Annotated in this window: 14 protein-coding genes; 6 read left to right on the forward strand and 8 right to left on the reverse strand. The window is 71.3% G+C overall.

The window, feature by feature from the left end:
- Positions 1–2: 2 nt before the first annotated feature.
- Positions 3–1,703: a coenzyme B12-dependent isobutyryl-CoA mutase large subunit gene (gene icmA / locus JW592_RS10075; protein ID WP_209264619.1), complete on the forward strand. Its 1,701-nt coding sequence runs from the start codon at positions 3–5 to the stop codon at positions 1,701–1,703.
- Between the two features lie 71 nt (positions 1,704–1,774).
- Here icmA and JW592_RS10080 read toward each other — a convergent pair whose 3' ends face one another.
- From JW592_RS10080 to JW592_RS10095, 4 genes are read right to left on the reverse strand one after another with little or no spacing between them, the layout of a single operon-like run.
- Positions 1,775–2,257 (reverse strand): cupin domain-containing protein, encoded by a 483-nt coding sequence (locus tag JW592_RS10080; RefSeq protein WP_209264620.1) that lies wholly within the window; start codon positions 2,255–2,257, stop codon positions 1,775–1,777.
- A 30-nt stretch (positions 2,258–2,287) separates the two neighbouring features.
- Positions 2,288–3,724: a HAMP domain-containing sensor histidine kinase gene (locus tag JW592_RS10085; RefSeq protein WP_307805360.1), complete on the reverse strand. Its 1,437-nt coding sequence runs from the start codon at positions 3,722–3,724 to the stop codon at positions 2,288–2,290.
- Positions 3,721–4,428 (reverse strand): response regulator transcription factor, encoded by a 708-nt coding sequence (locus JW592_RS10090; protein ID WP_209264621.1) that lies wholly within the window; start codon positions 4,426–4,428, stop codon positions 3,721–3,723. Before JW592_RS10090 ends, JW592_RS10085 begins: the two co-directional genes overlap by 4 nt.
- Positions 4,429–4,464: 36 nt before the next feature.
- Entirely contained in the window at positions 4,465–5,181 is a 717-nt protein-coding gene (locus JW592_RS10095) for a TetR/AcrR family transcriptional regulator (RefSeq protein ID WP_209264622.1), read from the reverse strand.
- 200 nt (positions 5,182–5,381) lie between these two features.
- On the opposite strand from JW592_RS10095, the gene JW592_RS10100 reads away from it, so the two are divergent.
- From JW592_RS10100 to JW592_RS10115, 4 genes are all read left to right on the forward strand, one after another.
- Entirely contained in the window at positions 5,382–6,341 is a 960-nt protein-coding gene (locus JW592_RS10100) for a tetratricopeptide repeat protein (protein ID WP_209264623.1), read from the forward strand.
- 684 nt (positions 6,342–7,025) lie between these two features.
- The gene (locus JW592_RS10105) at positions 7,026–7,643 is read left to right on the forward strand and encodes a DUF6230 family protein (RefSeq protein ID WP_209264624.1); all 618 of its coding nucleotides are present in this window, start codon (positions 7,026–7,028) and stop codon (positions 7,641–7,643) included.
- A gap of 111 nt (positions 7,644–7,754) precedes the next feature.
- Positions 7,755–8,339 carry a DUF6114 domain-containing protein gene (locus JW592_RS10110; RefSeq protein ID WP_209264625.1) on the forward strand — a complete coding sequence of 195 codons (585 nt, stop codon included), beginning with the start codon at positions 7,755–7,757 and terminating at the stop codon, positions 8,337–8,339.
- Entirely contained in the window at positions 8,329–9,786 is a 1,458-nt protein-coding gene (locus JW592_RS10115; protein WP_209264626.1) for a hypothetical protein, read from the forward strand. The genes JW592_RS10110 and JW592_RS10115 overlap by 11 nt, the downstream gene beginning before the upstream one ends.
- Positions 9,787–9,899: 113 nt before the next feature.
- On the opposite strand, the gene pyk is transcribed toward JW592_RS10115, so the two are convergent.
- From pyk to pta, 3 genes are all read right to left on the reverse strand, one after another.
- Positions 9,900–11,321, reverse strand: a complete 1,422-nt coding sequence (pyk, locus tag JW592_RS10120; RefSeq protein ID WP_209264627.1) for a pyruvate kinase — start codon at positions 11,319–11,321, stop codon at positions 9,900–9,902.
- Positions 11,322–11,391: 70 nt separating this feature from the next.
- Positions 11,392–12,612, reverse strand: coding sequence for an acetate kinase (locus JW592_RS10125; RefSeq protein WP_209264628.1), 1,221 nt, complete (start codon positions 12,610–12,612; stop codon positions 11,392–11,394).
- Positions 12,613–12,654: 42 nt separating this feature from the next.
- Positions 12,655–14,802: a phosphate acetyltransferase gene (gene pta, locus JW592_RS10130; protein ID WP_209264629.1), complete on the reverse strand. Its 2,148-nt coding sequence runs from the start codon at positions 14,800–14,802 to the stop codon at positions 12,655–12,657.
- Positions 14,803–15,155: 353 nt separating this feature from the next.
- Between pta and JW592_RS10135 the strand changes: the two genes are divergently transcribed.
- Positions 15,156–16,181, forward strand: coding sequence for an ATP-dependent 6-phosphofructokinase (locus JW592_RS10135; protein WP_209264630.1), 1,026 nt, complete (start codon positions 15,156–15,158; stop codon positions 16,179–16,181).
- Positions 16,182–16,284: 103 nt separating this feature from the next.
- Here the strand turns inward: JW592_RS10135 and JW592_RS10140 are convergent, their stop codons facing one another.
- Positions 16,285–17,478, reverse strand: coding sequence for an MFS transporter (locus JW592_RS10140; RefSeq protein WP_209264631.1), 1,194 nt, complete (start codon positions 17,476–17,478; stop codon positions 16,285–16,287).
- Positions 17,479–17,567: the final 89 nt, after the last annotated feature.

A 17,567-nucleotide genomic window follows, 5' to 3' on the forward strand; every position in this document is an offset into this window, starting at 1 on the left:
GCATGGATGCTGACGCCATCGCACAAGGCCGCCGCCGCTGGCAGGAGCGCTACGACGCCGCACGCAAGCGGGACGCGGACTTCACCACGCTCAGCGGCGATCCCGTCGAGCCGGTTTACGGACCCCGGGACGGCGACACCGTCACCGGTTTCGAGCGCATCGGGTGGCCGGGGGAGTTCCCCTTCACCCGCGGGCTGTACCCGACCGGGTACCGGGGCAGGACCTGGACCATTCGCCAGTTCGCCGGGTTCGGCAACGCCGAGCAGACGAACGAGCGGTACAAGATGATCCTGGAGGCGGGCGGCGGCGGACTGTCCGTCGCCTTCGACATGCCGACGCTCATGGGCCGCGACTCCGACGACCCGCGTTCGCTGGGCGAGGTGGGGCACTGCGGTGTCGCCATCGACTCGGCCACCGATATGGAAGTGCTCTTCCGGGACATCCCGCTCGGCGATGTCACCACCTCCATGACGATCTCAGGCCCGGCCGTACCGATCTTCTGCATGTATCTGGTCGCCGCCGAGCGGCAGGGTGTGGACCCCGCGGTCCTCAACGGCACCCTGCAGACGGACATCTTCAAGGAGTACATCGCGCAGAAGGAGTGGCTCTTCCAGCCCGAGCCCCATCTGCGGCTCATCGGCGATCTGATGGAGCACTGCGCGCACGGCATCCCCGCCTACAAGCCGCTGTCGGTCTCCGGCTACCACATCCGCGAGGCCGGGGCGACCGCGGCGCAGGAGCTCGCCTACACGCTGGCCGACGGCTTCGGCTACGTCGAGCTGGGGCTCAGCCGCGGGCTGGACGTCGACACCTTCGCGCCCGGTCTGTCCTTCTTCTTCGACGCCCATCTCGATTTCTTCGAGGAGATCGCCAAGTTCCGCGCCGCGCGCCGGATCTGGGCCCGCTGGATGCGGGACGTGTACGGCGCCACCAGTGAGAAGGCGCAGTGGCTGCGCTTCCACACCCAGACCGCCGGCGTCTCGCTCACAGCCCAGCAGCCCTACAACAACGTGGTGCGCACCGCCATAGAGGCCCTCTCGGCTGTGCTGGGCGGCACCAACTCGCTGCACACCAACGCCCTGGACGAGACCCTCGCCCTTCCCAGCGAGCAGGCCGCCGAGATCGCGCTGCGCACCCAGCAGGTGCTGATGGAGGAGACCGGCGTCACCAATGTCGCCGACCCGCTGGGCGGCTCCTGGTACATCGAGGCGCTGACCGACCGGATCGAGGCCGACGCGGAGAAGATCTTCGAGCAGATCAAGGAGCGCGGCCGGCGCGCCGTGCCCGAGGGGCTGCACCCGATCGGTCCGATGACCTCCGGCATCCTGCGCGGCATCGAGGACGGCTGGTTCACCGGTGAGATCGCCGAGTCCGCCTTCCGGTACCAGCAGGCGCTGGAGAAGAACGACAAGAAGGTCGTCGGCGTCAACTGCCACACCGGGTCGGTCACCGGTGACCTGGAGATCCTGCGGGTGAGCCACGAGGTGGAGCGCGAGCAGGTGCGCTCCCTCACCGGCAGGAAGGACGCACGGGACGACGCCGCGGTGCGGCGGACCCTCGCCGCGCTGGTCGAGGCCGCACGGGGCGAGGGCAACATGATCGAGCCCATGCTGGAGGCGGTACGGGCGGAGGCCACGCTGGGCGAGATCTGCGGGGCACTCCGCGACGAGTGGGGCACCTACACCGAACCGCCGGTGTTCTGACGACCCAGGTCCCTCCCGGGCGGGGCCCGGGAGGGACCTGGGAGGGACCTGGGCACGGTGCCCGCGACGGCTCAACGCCTGTCGACCGAGGTGGTCCGGTAGCGGCTGCGGAACTCAGCCAGCAGCTCGTCCGTCACCTCAGCGCCCGCGGCCACGGCCCGGTGCACCTCGCGGAAATAGCCCTCGTACCCCGCCGGGGTGTACAGGCACAGGGCGCGTGCCGTGCGGCTCCCCGCGTTGCGGAAGCCGTGCGGGGTGCCGCGCACTGCTGCCAGCAGGGCCCCGGGTCCCGCGGTCACCTCCCCTTCGCCGTTGTGCAGGGTCAGCTCGCCCTCCAGGACGTAGAAGTACTCGTCGTGCCCGTGGTGGACATGCGGGCGTGCGCCGACGATGCCCGGAGCGAGGGTGAATTCCTCGAAGGCGAAGCGGCCCGCGGTGTGTTCGGCGGTCAGCCGGAAGAAGTGCTCCACGCCCGCCACGTCGATCCGCTCGCCCTCCCCTGGGCCGCGGAGCAGGGCGAGCGGGAGCGGGTGGGGTGCTTCCTGTGCTGTCATCGCCGCATTCTGGCAGGGCGCGGCAGCCGGTCACCCGGAATTTTCCGGGAAGCGGAGCCGGAAGAGGGCGCCGCCGTCCTCGGGGCGCTCGGCCGTCAGCCGGGCGCCGTGGGACTTGGCGATCTGCCGGGCCATGGCCAGCCCGAGGCCCGAGCCGGGCAGGGAGCGAGCGGCCTCGGAGCGGTAGAAGCGGTCGAAGACGTAGGGCAGGTCTTCCGGCGCGAGGCCCGGTCCGTGGTCCCGTACGGTGATCTCGCGCGCGCCGTCCGAGGTGCGCAGCGCCACCTCGACCCCGGCCCCTGCCGGGCTGAACTTGGCCGCGTTGTCCAGCAGGTTGGACAGCAGCCGGGACAGCCGCGCGGGCACGCCCGGCACGGCGGCCTGCTCGGCCTCGGGCGCCACGTCGAGGCGGAAGACGGTCTCGGGCCAGTGGTCGCGCGCCGCCGCGACGGTGTGCCGGACCAGCGGCGCCAGTTCCACCGGCTCGACCAGCGGCTGCGGCTCCTCGTCGCGGGCGAGCTCGATCAGGTCGTTGACCAGGGCTGTCACCGCGCGGAGCTGGCGGGACAGCGCGGCTGCCGCGCGGTCCCGCTGCGCGTGCGTCAGCCGTTCGGAGCGGGCGAGGAGTTCGGTGTTGGTGCGCAGCGCCGTCAGCGGGGTGCGCAGCTCGTGCGAGGCGTCGGCCACCAGCCTGCGCTGCGCGGCGACGGACTCCTCCAGCGCCTCCAGCATGGTGTTGAAGCTTCCGGCGAGTCGCGTCAGCTCGTCCTCCCGGCGTCGCCCGGGAGCCGGGGCCCGGCCGCCGGAGCCGGCCGGTGGCAGCTCGATGCGGTGTCCGGGGTCGCGGGTGCGAGAGATGTGTTCGGCCGTCTCGGTCAGCCGGGCCACCGGCGCCAAGCCGGTGCGCGAGACCCAGTAGCCGAGGCCCGCGGCCACCAGCACTCCGGCGCCGCTGACGGCGCCCAGGAGCAGCGCGGCCTGGCGCACGCCCTGCTCCACCGTGTCGGACCGCAGCGCGACCTGGAGGGCGCGGCCGTCCTCCAGCGGGGTGGTCAGCATCAGGGCGGGGTGACCGCCCACCGTCACCTGGCTGTAGTACGCGTCGCGCTGACCGGCCGCGACCTGCCGGGTGGCTTCGGTCACCGGCAGCGGATAGCGCGGGCCGTCCGCCGGGCCGTCGGTGGCGCGGGCCGGGACGGCCTGGGCGCACGCGGGCGCGGCCAGGTAGCGGCAGTCGCCCGCGAGCACCTGCGGGCCGCTGCTGCCCCGGGTCTCCTGGGTCGACCGGTTGGCGGACTGGGTGAGGCCCAGCTCGACCTGGTGGAGGAGCTCGTACCGGATGACGAAGAACGCGGCCGCGCACACCCCCACGGCGACAAGCGCGACGGCTCCGGTGGCGGCCAGCGCCAGCCGGGTGCGCAGCGGTCGGCGCCGCCGCCAGCGGCCGGGCGCGTGGGCACCGGTCACGCTTCCTCCAGCCGGTACCCGACCCCGTGCACGGTGTGCAGCAAGCGGGGCTCGCCGCCCGCCTCCAGCTTGCGCCGCAGATAACCGATGTAGACGGCGAGCGAGTTGGAGTCCGGCCCGAAGTCGCGGCCCCACACCTCTTCCAGCAGCACCTGTCGCGGCACGGTGCGGCCGGCGTGCCGCATCAGGAGTTCCAGCAGCGCGCACTCGGTCTGGGTGAACTCCATGGTTCGTCCGCCGCGGCTGCCGGTCCTGGTGGCCGGGTCCAGTTCCAGCTCGCCGTGGACCAGTCCGTCGGCTTCGTCGCGCGTGGGCGCTGTCCGGCGCAGCAGCGCGCGGACCCGCGCGGTCAGCTCGTCCAGCGCGAAGGGCTTGACGAGGTAGTCGTCGGCGCCCGCGTCCAGTCCGCCCACCCGGTCGCTGACCGCGTCCAGCGCCGTCAGTACGAGAACGGGTGTGCGGTCGCCCAGGGCGCGCAGGCGGCGGCAGACGGCGAGACCGTCGAGGGCGGGCATCATCACATCCAGCACGATGGCGTCCGGGTCCCGGTCGGCGACGGCGGTCAGCGCGGCGAGGCCGTCGGCGGCCGTGCCGACCTCGTGGCCCTCCACGGTGAGCGCGTCCGCGACGGCCGCCCGTACCTCCGGGTCGTCGTCGACGACCAGCACTCTCGCGGGCGGGTGGGGTCTGTGCCGGGTTGCCATGGGCCCAGGTTCGCAGAGCCGGCTCTCACAACCTTCTTATCTCTCGCCGGGTCGCTGCCTGGCTCCCGCTTCCGCCGAGGAGGGCAGCGGGCCCTGCGCCTCGGGCGGGCAGGGCCGGGGACCGGGTGAGACGGCACCGAGGCCGTCCAGCAGCAGCGTGGCGAACTGCCGGGCCCATGCCTCGTCGACGGGACGGTCGCTCACCAGCGACCTGTGCACCACCGCGCCGGCGATCACATCGAAGATGAGGTCGACCACCTGTGCCGTCTCGGCGGGATCGGCGGGATCGGGCGGCAGCTCACCGCGCCGCTGGGCCCGCGACCTGCCGTCCAGGACCAGTCGCTTCTGGCGGTCCACGATCGCCTGGCGGATGCGTGAGCGCAGTGCCTCGTCGGTGGTGGACTCCGCCAGGACGGCCATCAGCGCCGTCTTGGTCTCCGGGCGGCGCAGCAGGGCGGCGAAGGAGAGCACGACGCCTTCCACGTCGGCGCGCAGGCAGCCGCGGTCGGGCAGTTCCAGTTCGTCGAAGAGGACGGCGACCGCGTCGAGGACCAGTTCACTCTTGGCCGCCCACCGCCGGTAGAGGGTCGTCTTGGCGACTCCGGCGCGGTGGGCGACCTCGCCCATGGTCAGTCTGCCCCAGCCGACCTCGACCAGCGCGGCGCGGGTCGCGGCGAGGATCGCCCGGTCGGCCGCGGCACTTCGCGGGCGTCCGCGGCGTTGGGAGGAGTGCGGGTGGTCGGGGGCGGCCATGCGCCGACCCTACCGATCGGTATGGACCGTGCCGAGTGAGGTGGATCACCGCGTGCCTGAGCGGGTGGCTCTTGCGGGGGCGCGGCCCCGGCAAGTTACGCTACGACCCGTAGCGGAATGACCCCCGCGACAATCACACGCCGGGTGGGGACCTGGCGACCACTGCACACGCGGCCGCGGGAAGGGGGGAGACTGGACCCATGCAGCCACGCAACATGTCCATGAGCGGAGTGGTCGACCTCGCCGCTGTGAAGGCGGCCGGTGAGGCCAAGCAGAAGGCGGAACAGGATCGCGCCCGGGCGGCGCAGGGGGACGGCGTCCCGGGGCCGTCCGGTCTGGTGATCGACGTCGGTGAGGCGGAGTTCGAGGCGGAGGTGCTCCAGCGCTCCGCCGAGGTGCCGGTCGTCATCGACTTCTGGGCGGAGTGGTGCGAGCCGTGCAAGCAGCTCTCACCGCTGCTGGAGCGGCTCACCCAGGAGTACGCGGGCCGGCTGCTGCTGGCCAAGATCGACGTCGACAAGAACCAGATGCTGATGCAGCAGTTCGGCGTCCAGGGCATCCCGGCGGTCTTCGCGGTGGTGGCCGGGCAGGCGCTGCCGCTGTTCCAGGGCGCCGCGCCCGAGCAGCAGATCCGCGCCACGTTCGATCAGCTCGTCCAGGTCGCCGAGCAGCGCTTCGGCATCACGGGCCTCCAGGGTGCTCCGCAGGAGGAAGCCGCAGAGCAGCAGGCCGAACCGCAGGCGCCCGAGGACCCGGTGCTGGCGGCGGCGCAGCAGGCGCTGGACTCCGGCGATCTGCCCGGCGCGATCCAGGCGTACCGCAACAAGCTGGCGGACGAGCCCGCCAACGTGGAGGCGAAGGTCGGTCTGGCGATGGCCGAACTCCTCTCCCGGGTGCAGGACATGGACGCCCGTCAGGTGCGCAAGGACGCCGCTGACCGGCCGGACGACGTGGCCGCCCAGCTGAGGGTCGCGGATCTGGACATGGCGGGGGGCCATGTGGAGGACGCCTTCGGGCGGCTGGTGGACACGGTGCGGCGTACGGCCGGTGAGGACCGGGACGCGGCGCGGGTGCGGCTTCTGGAGCTGTTCGAGGTGATCGGGCCGGAGGATCCGCGCGTCGTCACCGCGCGTGCGGCACTCGCTCGCGCGCTGTTCTGACCTGCCCGTACCGACGGTCACGCGCCCGTCGCCACTCATTGATTTAGCGACAACGGCGGCCGCACTTTGCCAAAACTTGGCAATTGCGGCCGCCGTTACTCATGGTTACGAAGTCTCGCAGAAACGTCCCGCCTTGCCCGGTTGGTACGCGTTGGCGTCCCCGGGCACCTGCAACGCTGAGTCGTCAACGGATGCCCCCCGGCGGCCCTGGGGTTATCCAGCCGTTACTCGTAAGTAACGAACCCCCTTGTGCGGCGGGCTCAGATGGACCACGATCGGCCACGCTCGGTTCATCGCCCCCCGGCCCGGCACCCATTCGGCGCCCGGGGTGATGGTCCCCACCGAGTGGACCGGCACCGCACGACCGCACCACCACACACCTTTTTCCACCCGCCGGTCCTCGGGACAGGGGGGTCCCTGCTCCACGGCAGGGCCTGTCCCTACAAAGCAAGGTTGCGCGAGAGCGTGGCCCGTGGTTGTCGCTCGGGGGTGATCGTCGGCGGCTCGGACGTGACGTACGTGAGGACGGCACGGACAGTCTCGGCGCTCTCCGTTCCGAGGACGTAGCTCGTCTCCCTCCCCAGCCCGGTGGCCGGGAGGTACCCCCACGGCAGGAGCGGCCCGCTGAGCACAGGCGGCACGGCTCTCCGAGCCGGAGATGTACGTCCGAGAAGGAGGAAAGTCATGGAGTCCCTGGCTCGTGGCGGGACCAGATGGAAGCGGTTCGCCGTCGTCATGGTGCCGAGCGTGGCCGCTACGGCAGCGATCGGTGTCGCCCTCTCGCAGGGTGCGCTGGCAGCGTCGTTCAGCGTCTCCGGCCAGCAGTTCAAGGTCACAGCGGACACACTGGACGGTGACGGTTTCGTCCAGTACGGCGCGCTCGACAGCACGGAGAAGGGCAAGAAGCCCGTCACCGTCGTCGGCATGAACTCGGCGAAGATACGCAACCTTTGCCAGTCCGTCGTCGTCCCGGTGCCCGTCTTCGGCGATGTGTCGATGAAGCTCAGGGCCGGCGGCAGCGGCAGTCCCCGCGTCGAGGCGAAGAAGCTCTACATCGACGCCGACGACCTGAGCACCAACGGTACGTTCAAGAACATCGACATCGGCGTCAGCGTGGACAAGACCACCAAGGGTCCTGGTCCGCACAAGGGTGACGCCTACGCCAAGGGCTCTTTCTCCCAGCAGGCGGAGAGCGTCCACTTCACCGACGTCAAGCAGCGCGCGTGGGCCACCACGGCCGGCACCTTCAAGCTCAGTGGCCTCCACATGAGCGTCAAGAAGGGCAAGCACGAGTGCTACTGACGTGAGCCCCGGGCGCGGAGGGCGAGGGCGTCCGCTCCGTCCCGCCCTCCGTACCCGTAGGGTCCGCCGCACCTAAGCAAGTTCTGTGCCAGTTCCGAGGAGCCCGTACCCATGAGCGCCGACACGCGACAGAGTCTGACGACCGGATTCGGCCACAAGAGGCAGTCCTTCCGGCACTGGCGCGGCCAGCGCCCGTTCTGGGGCGGAATGCTGACGCTGCTGGCCGGTATCCCGATCATGTACGTCCCCTACCAGAACCTCACCCTGGGGTCCTTGACGATCCGGATGTCGACGACGGCGGGCGCGGGCTCGCTGATCATCGGCGTCCTGCTGGTCGTCCTCGGGCTGACCATGTGGTTCCAGCCCCACTCGCGGGTGTTCGCGGGCGTAGCCGCGATCCTGCTCTCGCTGGTCTCCCTCGTCGTGTCCAACTTCGGCGCCTTCCTGATCGGCTTCCTGCTCGGACTGATCGGCGGAGCGCTGGGCGTCTCCTGGGCTCCGGGCAAGCCGGTCGAGGCCGGCCCCGCCGCACAGCCCGAGTCCGCCGACCGCGGTGAGCAGGCGGAGTTCGCCGCCGCGGACGCCGGTACGAATACCGCGACGGGCCCGGCGAGCGACAACACAGCAGTCTCTGGAGCGTCCCCCGCCGACGGGGCCGACGCGCACGACGGGAACGGGAGGCACCGTGCCGGGTGACGAGGTCCACGAGGGGGAGGGCGCGCGCGAACACGGCGCGTCCGGCGCCCGGGGGAGAACCGGACCCCGGCACGCGGCGCCCAAGAAGCCGCTGCTGACCCGGTTCCACCTGCCCGCGGGCAAGGCGATAGCCCTTGCCGCCATGCCCTCGGCGGTGCTGATGGGCGTGGGACTCACCCCGCAGCTGGCCAACGCCAAGCCGCTCCCCAAGAACCCGTTCAAGGGCGACTCGTGCGTCTCCATCTCCGAGCAGCAGGAGACCGAGAAGGAGAAGCAGGAGCGCAAGGAGCGGGCCGAGAAGCTCAAGGAAGACCTCGCCCGCGAGCAGGCCAAGCGTGAGAAGGCGGCCGAGGAGGCTGCTCGGAAGGCCGCCGAGAAGGCCAAGGAGGGCGCCGACAGCGCCAAGGACAAGGCCGCGGGCGGTACGTCGGACGAGAAGTCCAGTGGCGCCTCACCCTCGCCCTCACAGCCCTCCGACGGCTCCTCCGACGCCCAGCAGCCGTCCCCGTCGCCCACGCCGTCCCCCAGCTCGGGCGACAGCTCGACCGGCTCGCAGGACGACGAGGAGAACCCCTGGTACGACCCGCTGGGGGTGGGCAAGACCCTGGACGGTGTGCTCAGCCCCGACAAGGACAAGCCCGCCGACGAGCCCTCCTCCAGCCCCACGCCGAGCCCCTCGACGGGTTCGGGCTCCGACTCGGGTGACGACAGCAGCTCCGCCGAGTCCAAGGACGGCTCCGGCAGCAAGAGCGACAGCTCGGGCGGGTCCGGGTCCGCCGACTCCGGCTCGGACACCAAGTCGGACCCGGCGAAGAAGGACAGCACGTCCGAGAAGGACGGGCAGGACGAAAAGTCCGGCGAGGGCGACAAGGACGGCAAGGACAGCGAGGGCGACAAGGACGCGGCCGGCAGCGGGGTCGACAAGAACGACGGCACCGCACGCGACTTCGACCCCGACAAGGACGCGGGCAAGCCGTTCCCCTGCCCCGAGAAGATGAGCGTCAAGGGCAAGGACGAGCAGACCCCGGCCCAGATACCCAACGACCCCTGGTACCTGGAGGCATCCTCCCTCGCCCTGATGGGCCTGGACTACGAGGGCGTCGTCAACATTCGCAAGCCCAACGGCGAGACCAAGCAGGCCCTCAAGTTCACGGCCGACGCTGTGGACATCGGCGACCTGCACCAGCTGGTCAAGGCCGACGGCGTCACCTACCACGTGCAGGCGTCCAAAGGCTCCACCTCCACCATCCGCGGCGGCAAGGTGACGATGTACACCGAGGAGCTGAAGGGCAATCTGTTCGGGCTGATCCCGGTCACCTTCACCCCCGAGACGCCGCCGCCGCTCAATGTGCCCTACGCCTACTTCACCGATGTGTCGGTGCGGCAGGCGGGGCAGTTCGGCGGCACCCTCACCGTCCCCGGACTCCACAACTCCATCAGCAAGTGAGCCGGTGAGGCTCCCCGAGTAACCCCCTCACGAAAAGGCCCGCACCCTCCGGGGCGCGGGCCTTTTCGTGTGTGGGTGGGAGCGGGTGAGTGTGGGGGCCGTCCCGTGTGCCGTCAGGCGGTGCCCAGGTGGTGGACGCGGACCATGTTGGTGGTGCCGGGGACACCGGGCGGGGAGCCGGCCGTGATCAGCATGGTGTCGCCCGTCTCGAAGCGCTGCAGCCGGAGCAGTTCGGCGTCGACCAGCTCGACCATCTCGTCCGTGTGGTCGACGTGCTTGACGACGAACGTCTCCACGCCCCAGCTGAGCGTCAGCTGGTTGGCCGTGGACGCCTCCGTGGTGAAGGCCAGGATGGGCTGGCCGACCCGGTAGCGGGAGAGCCGCCGCGCGGTGTCGCCGGACTTGGTGAAGGCGACGAGCGCCTTGCCGTCGAGGAAGTCGGCCATCTCGCAGGCCGCGCGGGCGACCGAACCGCCCTGGGTGCGCGGCTTCTTGCCGGGCACCAGGGGCTGGAGGCCGCGGCTGAGCAGCTCCTGCTCGGCGGCCTCCACGATCTTCGACATCGTCTTGACGGTCTCGATCGGGTACTGGCCGACCGAGGACTCCGCCGAGAGCATCACCGCGTCGGCGCCGTCCAGCACCGCGTTGGCGACATCGCTGGCCTCCGCGCGGGTGGGCCGCGAGTTGGTGATCATCGACTCCATCATCTGGGTGGCCACGATCACTGGCTTGGCGTTGCGGCGGCACAGCTCGACGAGGCGCTTCTGCACCATCGGGACCTGCTCCAGCGGATACTCGACCGCCAGGTCACCGCGGGCCACCATCACCCCGTCGAAGGCCAGCACGACCTCCTCCATGTTGGAGACGGCCTGCGGCTTCTCGACCTTGGCGATGACCGGAACCCGGCGGCCGACCTCGTCCATCACCCGGTGCACGTCCCGCACGTCGGAGGCGTTGCGCACGAAGGAGAGCGCGATCATGTCGGCGCCCATCTTGAGCGCGAACTTCAGGTCGCCGATGTCCTTCTCGCTCAGCGCCGGGACGTTCACCGCCGCGCCGGGCAGGTTGATGCCCTTGTGGTCGGAGATGACGCCGCCCTCGATGACGATGGTGCGCACCCGGGGGCCCTCGACCTCCACGACCTGGAGGGCGACGTTCCCGTCGTTGATCAGCACCGGGTCGCCCTTGGAGACGTCGCCCGGCAGCCCCTTGTAGGTGGTGCCGCAGATGGTCTTGTCACCCGCCACGTCCTCGGTGGTGATGGTGAACTCCTCACCGCGGACCAGCTCGACGGGGCCCTCGGCGAAGGTCTCCAGCCGGATCTTGGGGCCCTGCAGGTCGGCGAGCACGCCCACCGGGCGGCCCGTCTCCTCGGCGGCCTTGCGGACGCGGTGGTACCGCTCCTCGTGCTCGGCGTGGGAGCCGTGGCTCATATTGAAGCGGGCCACGTTCATGCCCGCCTCGATCAGCGTCTTGAGCTGATCGTAGGAGTCGACGGCGGGGCCCAGGGTGCAGACGATTTTGGAACGGCGCATGGTGGCGATCCTATCGTTTTGTTTAGGTACTGAACGATTCGGGGGCGGCTCCCCCAGGGGTCAGGGCCGCTCAGCTCGGGGCGACCAGCGCGTAGGTCTGCTCTGCGATCTCCAGTTCCTCGTCGGTCGGTACGACGGCCACCTTCACCCTCGCGTACTCGGGCGAGATCAGCCGGGCCTCCTTCCCGCCGGCCGCGTTCAGCTCGCCGTCCACGGCCAGGCCCAGCTCCTCCAGGCCCGCGACGGCGGCCTCGCGCACGGGTGCCGCGTTCTCGCCGACCCCCGCGGTGAAGACCACGGCGTCGACCCTGCCCAGCACGGCGTAGTAGGCGCCGATGTACTTCTTCAGCCGGTGGATGTAGATGTCGAAGGCCAGTGTGGCCGCCGCGTCGCCCGCGTCGATCCGGCGGCGGATCTCCCGCATGTCGTTGGCGCCGCACAGCCCCAGCAGGCCACTGCGCTTGTTCAGCAGCTCGTCCACCTCGTCCACGCCCATCCCGGCCACCCGGCCCAGGTGGAAGACCACCGCCGGGTCGATGTCACCCGAGCGGGTTCCCATCACCAGGCCCTCCAAGGGGGTCAGCCCCATGGAGGTGTCCTCGCACCGCCCGCCGCGCACCGCGGAGGCCGAGGCGCCGTTGCCCAGGTGCAGCACGATCAGATTGACCTCGGCGGGGTCCTTGCCCAGCAGCTGGGCCGCCTTTCGGGAGACATAGGCGTGCGAGGTGCCGTGGAAGCCGTAGCGGCGCACCCGGTGCGCGTCGGCCGTCTCCACATCGATGGCGTAGCGGGCCGCGTGCTCGGGCATCGTGGAGTGGAACGCGGTGTCGAACACGGCGACCTGCGGCAGGTCGGGGCGCAGCCGCCGCGCCGTACGGATGCCGGTGACGTTCGCCGGATTGTGCAGCGGCGCCACCGGGACCAGGCGCTCGATCTCCCCCAGCACGGCGTCGTCGACCACCGTCGGCTCGGTGAGCTTCAACCCGCCGTGCACCACCCGGTGGCCGATCGCGGCCAGGTCGGGGGAGTCCAGGCCGAGCCCGTCGACGGCCAGCTCGTCGGCGATGGCCTTCAGTGCCGCGTCGTGGTCGGCCAGCCGCCCCTCTCGCGTGCGCCGCTCGCCGCCGGTGGCCAGCGGCTCGTGGGAGACGGCGGAGGTCTCCTCGCCGATCCGCTCGGCGAGGCCCGCGGCCAGCCGGGTGCGGTCGGCCATGTCGATCAGCTGGTACTTCACCGACGACGAGCCGGAGTTGAGGACGAGAATCCGGGTGGGGCTGGTCGGGCTGGTCACGTCAGGAGAGCTTTCTGGACGGGGACAGGACTGGGGAGCGGGTCAGGTGCCCGGCGCGGACTCCTCCTGCGCCTGGACGGCCGTGATCGCGACGGTGTTGACGATGTCCTGCACCAGGGCTCCCCGGCTCAGGTCGTTGACGGGCTTGCGCAGGCCCTGCAGCACCGGGCCGACGGCGACGGCCCCGGCCGAGCGCTGCACGGCCTTGTAGGTGTTGTTCCCGGTGTTCAGGTCGGGGAAGATCAGCACGGTCGCCTGTCCCGCCACCCGGGAGCCGGGCAGCTTGGTCGCGGCGACCGAGGGCTCCACAGCCGCGTCGTATTGGATGGGCCCTTCGATCAGCAGGTCGGGGCGGCGCTCGCGGACCAGTTCGGTGGCCCGCCGCACTTTGTCCACATCGGCGCCGGAGCCCGAGGCGCCCGTCGAGTACGACAGCATCGCGATCCTGGGCTCCACCCCGAACCTGGCCGCCGTGGTCGCCGACTGGATCGCGATGTCCGCGAGCTGCTCGGCGTCCGGGTCGGGTACCACGGCACAGTCTCCGTAGACCAGCACACGATCGGCCAGGCACATGAAGAAGACCGAGGAGACGATCGAGGCATCCGGCTTGGTGCGGATGATCTCGAAGGCGGGCCGGACCGTCGCAGCCGTCGAGTGGACGGCGCCGGAGACCATACCGTCGGCCAGCCCCTCGCGGACCATCATGGTGCCGAAGTACGAGACGTCGGAGACCACGTCGTGCGCCAGTTCGTAGGTGACGCCCTTGTGGGCGCGCAGCTTGGCGTACGACTCGGCGAAGCGCTCCCGCAGCGGGGAGGTCTGCGGGTCGACGATGCGTGCCGTGGCGCCACCGGGACCCGCCGAGGGGTCCGCCGGGGCCTCGTCGTCGGCGAGCAGATCGAGGTGGATGCTCAGCTCGGCGGCCCGCTTGCGCACAGCGCCCGGCTCGCCCAGCAGCGTCAGGTCGCAGATGTTGCGGCGCAGCAGCACCTCGGTGGCGCGCAGCACACGCTCCTCGGTGCCCTCCGGCAGCACGATGTGGCGCCGCTTCGAGGACCCGGTGCGCGAGCGCTGCACCAGCTCGTGCTCGAACATCATCGGCGTGACCCGCTCGCTGCGCTCCACCGAAAGCCGCTCGGACAGGAGCGCGGCGTCCACATGGGTCTCGAACAGGCCCAGCGCGATCTCGGCCTTGCGCGGGGTGGCGGCGGTCAGCTTGCCCTCCAGGGACAGCAGCGCGTCCGCGGTCGGCATGGAGCCCTCGGGCACGACCAGCACCGGTGTACCCGGGGCCAGCCGGGAGGCCAGCGCCAGGGTCTGGTCCCCGGGGTGCTCGTCCAGGGTGAGCAGCACTCCGGCGATGGCGGGGGAGCCCGCGGAGTGCGCTGCCAGCGCGCCGATGATCAGGTCCGAGCGGTCGCCCGGTGTGACCACCAGACAGCCCTCGGTCAGCGCGGGCAGGAAGACGGGCAGGTGAGCGCCGCCGAAGACCAGGTTGCGTACATCGCGCGAGAGCCCCGCGTGGTCGCCGAGCAGCACCTTGGCGCCCGTCGCCTCCTTGACCTGGGCCACCGTGGGCGCCGCCAGGGCCGGCTCCTCCGGCAGCACGAAAACCGGCTCCGGCAGCCGCTCGGCCAGCCCCCGTACCGCGGCGGCGGCCTCGGGGTCGGACACCCGGTTGGCGACCATCGCGATCAGGTCGGCGCCCAGCGAGGCGTAGGCGTCATGTGCGTTGCGCACCTCGGCGACCACCGTCTCGGGGGACTGGTCACGGGCGGCGACGACGGGCAGCACGGCGGCGCCGAACTCGTTCGCGAGCCGCGCGTTGAGTGCCAGCTCGGCGGGGAGCCCGGTGTCGGCGAAGTCGGTACCGAGGACCAGCACGGCCTCGTACGTGTCGGAGACCTGGTGGTAGCGGTCCACCAGGCGGGATATCAGCTCGTCCGTGCCCTGCTCGGCCTGGAGCGCCGCCGCGTCCTCGTAGCTCATGCCGAAGACGGAGGAGGCGGGCTGGGTGAGCCGGTAGCGGCTGCGCAGCAGGTCGTACAGCCGGTCGGGTCCGTCGTGCACCAGCGGCCGGAAGACTCCCACCCGGTCCACCTGCCGGGTCAGCAGTTCCATGACTCCCAGCTCGACCACCTGCCGGCCGTCGCTGCGTCCGATGCCGGTCACGTACACGCTGCGCGTCACGCGCTGTCTCCTCCGGGTCGCGGGCGGTCCAGGTCCGTTGTGGTCGGTCGAGATCGCTCTGGGGTGATTCTCGAGCGATATCGCCGAGAAAACACCCGTAAAGGCACGGCTATACCCTTGACAATACCTGCGCTTGTGGCTAGGCCGCTCGCCAGGTGGATGGTCCGCGGTCCGGGCCGCGGGGGCCGGACCGCGGTGGTCCGGATGCTGGGCGGGACCCATGCCCTCGCCTTCAAGACGTGAAACAATCGCACCGGCTCACACGGACCAGCGGCACCCCGGACAGTGAGGTCCGACCGTGCCCCAAGCGGCCCGTCCCGGCGGGCATCTACGGAGCAGGAGAAGCGAACCCCATGCGCATCGGAGTCCTCACCGCAGGCGGAGACTGTCCCGGTCTCAACGCCGTGATCCGATCCGTCGTGCACCGCGCCGTGCACGACCGCGGCGACGAGGTCATCGGCTTCGAAGACGGATTCAAGGGCCTGCTCGAGGGCCGCTACCGCCCCCTGGACATAAACTCCGTCAGCGGCATCCTCGCCCGCGGCGGCACCATCCTCGGCTCGGCCCGGCTGGAGCGGGACCGGCTGCGGGAGGCGTGCAACAACTCCGAGGAGCTGATCGGCCGCCTCGGCCTCGACGCCCTCATCCCCATCGGCGGCGAGGGCACGCTGACCGCCGCGCGGATGCTCGCCGAGATCGGGCTGCCGGTCGTCGGCGTCCCCAAGACGATCGACAACGACATCTCCGCAACCGACCGCACCTTCGGCTTCGACACCGCCGTCGGTGTCGCCACCGAGGCCATGGACCGCCTCAAGACCACCGCCGAGTCCCACCAGCGCGTCATGGTCGTGGAGGTCATGGGGCGGCACGCGGGCTGGATCGCGCTGGAGGCCGGGATGGCGGCCGGCGCCCACGCCATCTGCATCCCCGAGCGGAACTTCGAGGTCGACGACCTGGTCAAGATGGTCGAGGAGCGGTTCGCGCGGAACAAGAAGTTCGCCATCGTCTGCGTCGCCGAGGGCGCCCACCCGGCCGAGGGCTCCATGCCGTACGAGAAGGGCATGATCGACCAGTACGGCCACGAGCGCTTCGCCGGGATCGGCAACCGGCTCGCCGTCGAGCTGGAGCACCGGCTCGGCAAGGAGGCCCGCCCCGTCATCCTCGGCCACATCCAGCGCGGTGGTACTCCTACGGCGTACGACCGGGTGCTCGCCACCCGCTTCGGCTGGCACGCGGTCGAGGCGGCGCACCGGGGTGACTTCGGGCAGATGACCGCCTTGCGGGGCACGGAGATCGTGATGGCATCGCTCGCCGACGCGGTTTCGGAGCTGAAGCGGGTGCCGCAGGACCGGATGGACGAGACGGAAGCCGTCTTCTGAGCCGCCGCCGGGGAGGGGGTGCCCATGGCTGTTGGTTGCGGGCTTGCGGGTCGCGTGTGGTCGGTCGCGCCGTTCCTCGCGCCCCCAGCGGGGCAAGCCCCCTCTACGCGGTAGGGCTCTTCGTTGCGGCGAGCACCGCCAGTGCGCAGGCGGCCAGCGCTGCGCCCAGTAGGAGGACCCAGGGCAGCGGGGCCGTGTCCACCACTCGGCCGCCGACGAAGGCGCCGAGTGCGATGGAGGCGTTGAAGACGGAGGCGAACAGCGCCCCCGCGGGCTCGCGTTCCGCCGGGGCCGCGGCGAGGACCCACGCCTGGGCGCTGACCGAGAGCCCGCCGTAGGCCAGGCCCCACACCAGCAGTACGGCGACGGCGAGCCCGGTGGCCGAACCGGCCGCCGCGAGCAGTGCCGTCGTGGCCGCGATCCCCGCGCCCAGCGTCAGCAGCGTGCTCCGCGGGTGGCGTGCCGCGCGGGCGCCTGCGGCGAAGTTTCCCGCGATGCCCGCGGCGCCGTACGCCAGCAGCAGCGCACCGATCAGCGCGGGCGCGACACCGGAGATCTCCTCCAGCACCGGCCGGACATAGGTGTAGGCGGCGAAGTGCCCCGTCACCAGCAGCGCGAGGAAGGCGAATCCGGCGCGCAGCCGCGCGTTCCCGGACAGCCGCAGCAAGGTGCCGGGGCGCACCGGGCGCTCGGCGGGCAGCGCGGGCAGCAGCAGCGCCAGAGCCAGCGCGACGGCCACCGCGAGACCCGCGGCGGCGCCGAACGCGGTGCGCCAGCCCGCCACTTCGCCCAGCACGGTGCCCGCCGGCACGGCCAGTACGCTCGCGATGCCGATGCCGCCGAACACGGCCGCCAGCGCGGTGTTCAGTGAGCGCTGCGGCACCAGCCGTACCGGGAGGCTCGCCGCCAGCGCCCATACGCCGCCCAGCGCGATGCCCACCAGAACACGCGCTGCCAGCAGCACGGTGAGGCTGGGCGCGAGGGCCGACAGCGCGTTGGCGACGGCCAGCAGCAGTGCCAGCCCGGCCAGGGAGACACGGCGGTCGAGTCGGCCGGCGGCCAGCGGAACGAGGGGCGCGGCGAGGGCAGCGACGATGCCGGTGAGCGTGACGGTCAGGCCGGCCGAGCCCTCCGAGACGCGCAGACTGCCACCGATGCGGGTGAGCAGCCCGACCGGCAGCATCTCGGCCGCGGTGACCGCGAAGGTGGCCGAGGTGAGCGAGACGACGCCGAGCCAGGCCCGCGGCGTGGTGCGTTCCCGGTCCTGGGAGTGGGCCGAGGTGAGGGTTTCTGTCATGCCCTCAAGCCTTCGCGGGAGCCGGCGCGGGAACAACGGCGTACTTCTCATCCTTCAATGAGCAGGGCTCATCGACACGGCAGGCCGAG

The organism is Streptomyces spirodelae (assembly GCF_017676385.1).
In the GTDB taxonomy this organism is placed as follows: Bacteria; Actinomycetota; Actinomycetes; order Streptomycetales; family Streptomycetaceae; genus Streptomyces; species Streptomyces spirodelae.

What these genes read in the sequence shown, in the direction of transcription:
- icmA (WP_209264619.1), top strand. Translation starts at nt 3, where the DNA reads ATGGATGCTGACGCCATCGCACAAGGCCGCCGCCGCTGGCAGGAGCGC.
- JW592_RS10080 (WP_209264620.1), bottom strand. Translation starts at nt 2,257, where the DNA reads ATGACAGCACAGGAAGCACCCCACCCGCTCCCGCTCGCCCTGCTCCGC.
- JW592_RS10090 (WP_209264621.1), bottom strand. Translation starts at nt 4,428, where the DNA reads ATGGCAACCCGGCACAGACCCCACCCGCCCGCGAGAGTGCTGGTCGTC.
- JW592_RS10095 (WP_209264622.1), bottom strand. Translation starts at nt 5,181, where the DNA reads ATGGCCGCCCCCGACCACCCGCACTCCTCCCAACGCCGCGGACGCCCG.
- JW592_RS10100 (WP_209264623.1), top strand. Translation starts at nt 5,382, where the DNA reads ATGCAGCCACGCAACATGTCCATGAGCGGAGTGGTCGACCTCGCCGCT.
- JW592_RS10105 (WP_209264624.1), top strand. Translation starts at nt 7,026, where the DNA reads ATGGAGTCCCTGGCTCGTGGCGGGACCAGATGGAAGCGGTTCGCCGTC.
- JW592_RS10110 (WP_209264625.1), top strand. Translation starts at nt 7,755, where the DNA reads ATGAGCGCCGACACGCGACAGAGTCTGACGACCGGATTCGGCCACAAG.
- pyk (WP_209264627.1), bottom strand. Translation starts at nt 11,321, where the DNA reads ATGCGCCGTTCCAAAATCGTCTGCACCCTGGGCCCCGCCGTCGACTCC.
- JW592_RS10135 (WP_209264630.1), top strand. Translation starts at nt 15,156, where the DNA reads ATGCGCATCGGAGTCCTCACCGCAGGCGGAGACTGTCCCGGTCTCAAC.
- JW592_RS10140 (WP_209264631.1), bottom strand. Translation starts at nt 17,478, where the DNA reads ATGACAGAAACCCTCACCTCGGCCCACTCCCAGGACCGGGAACGCACC.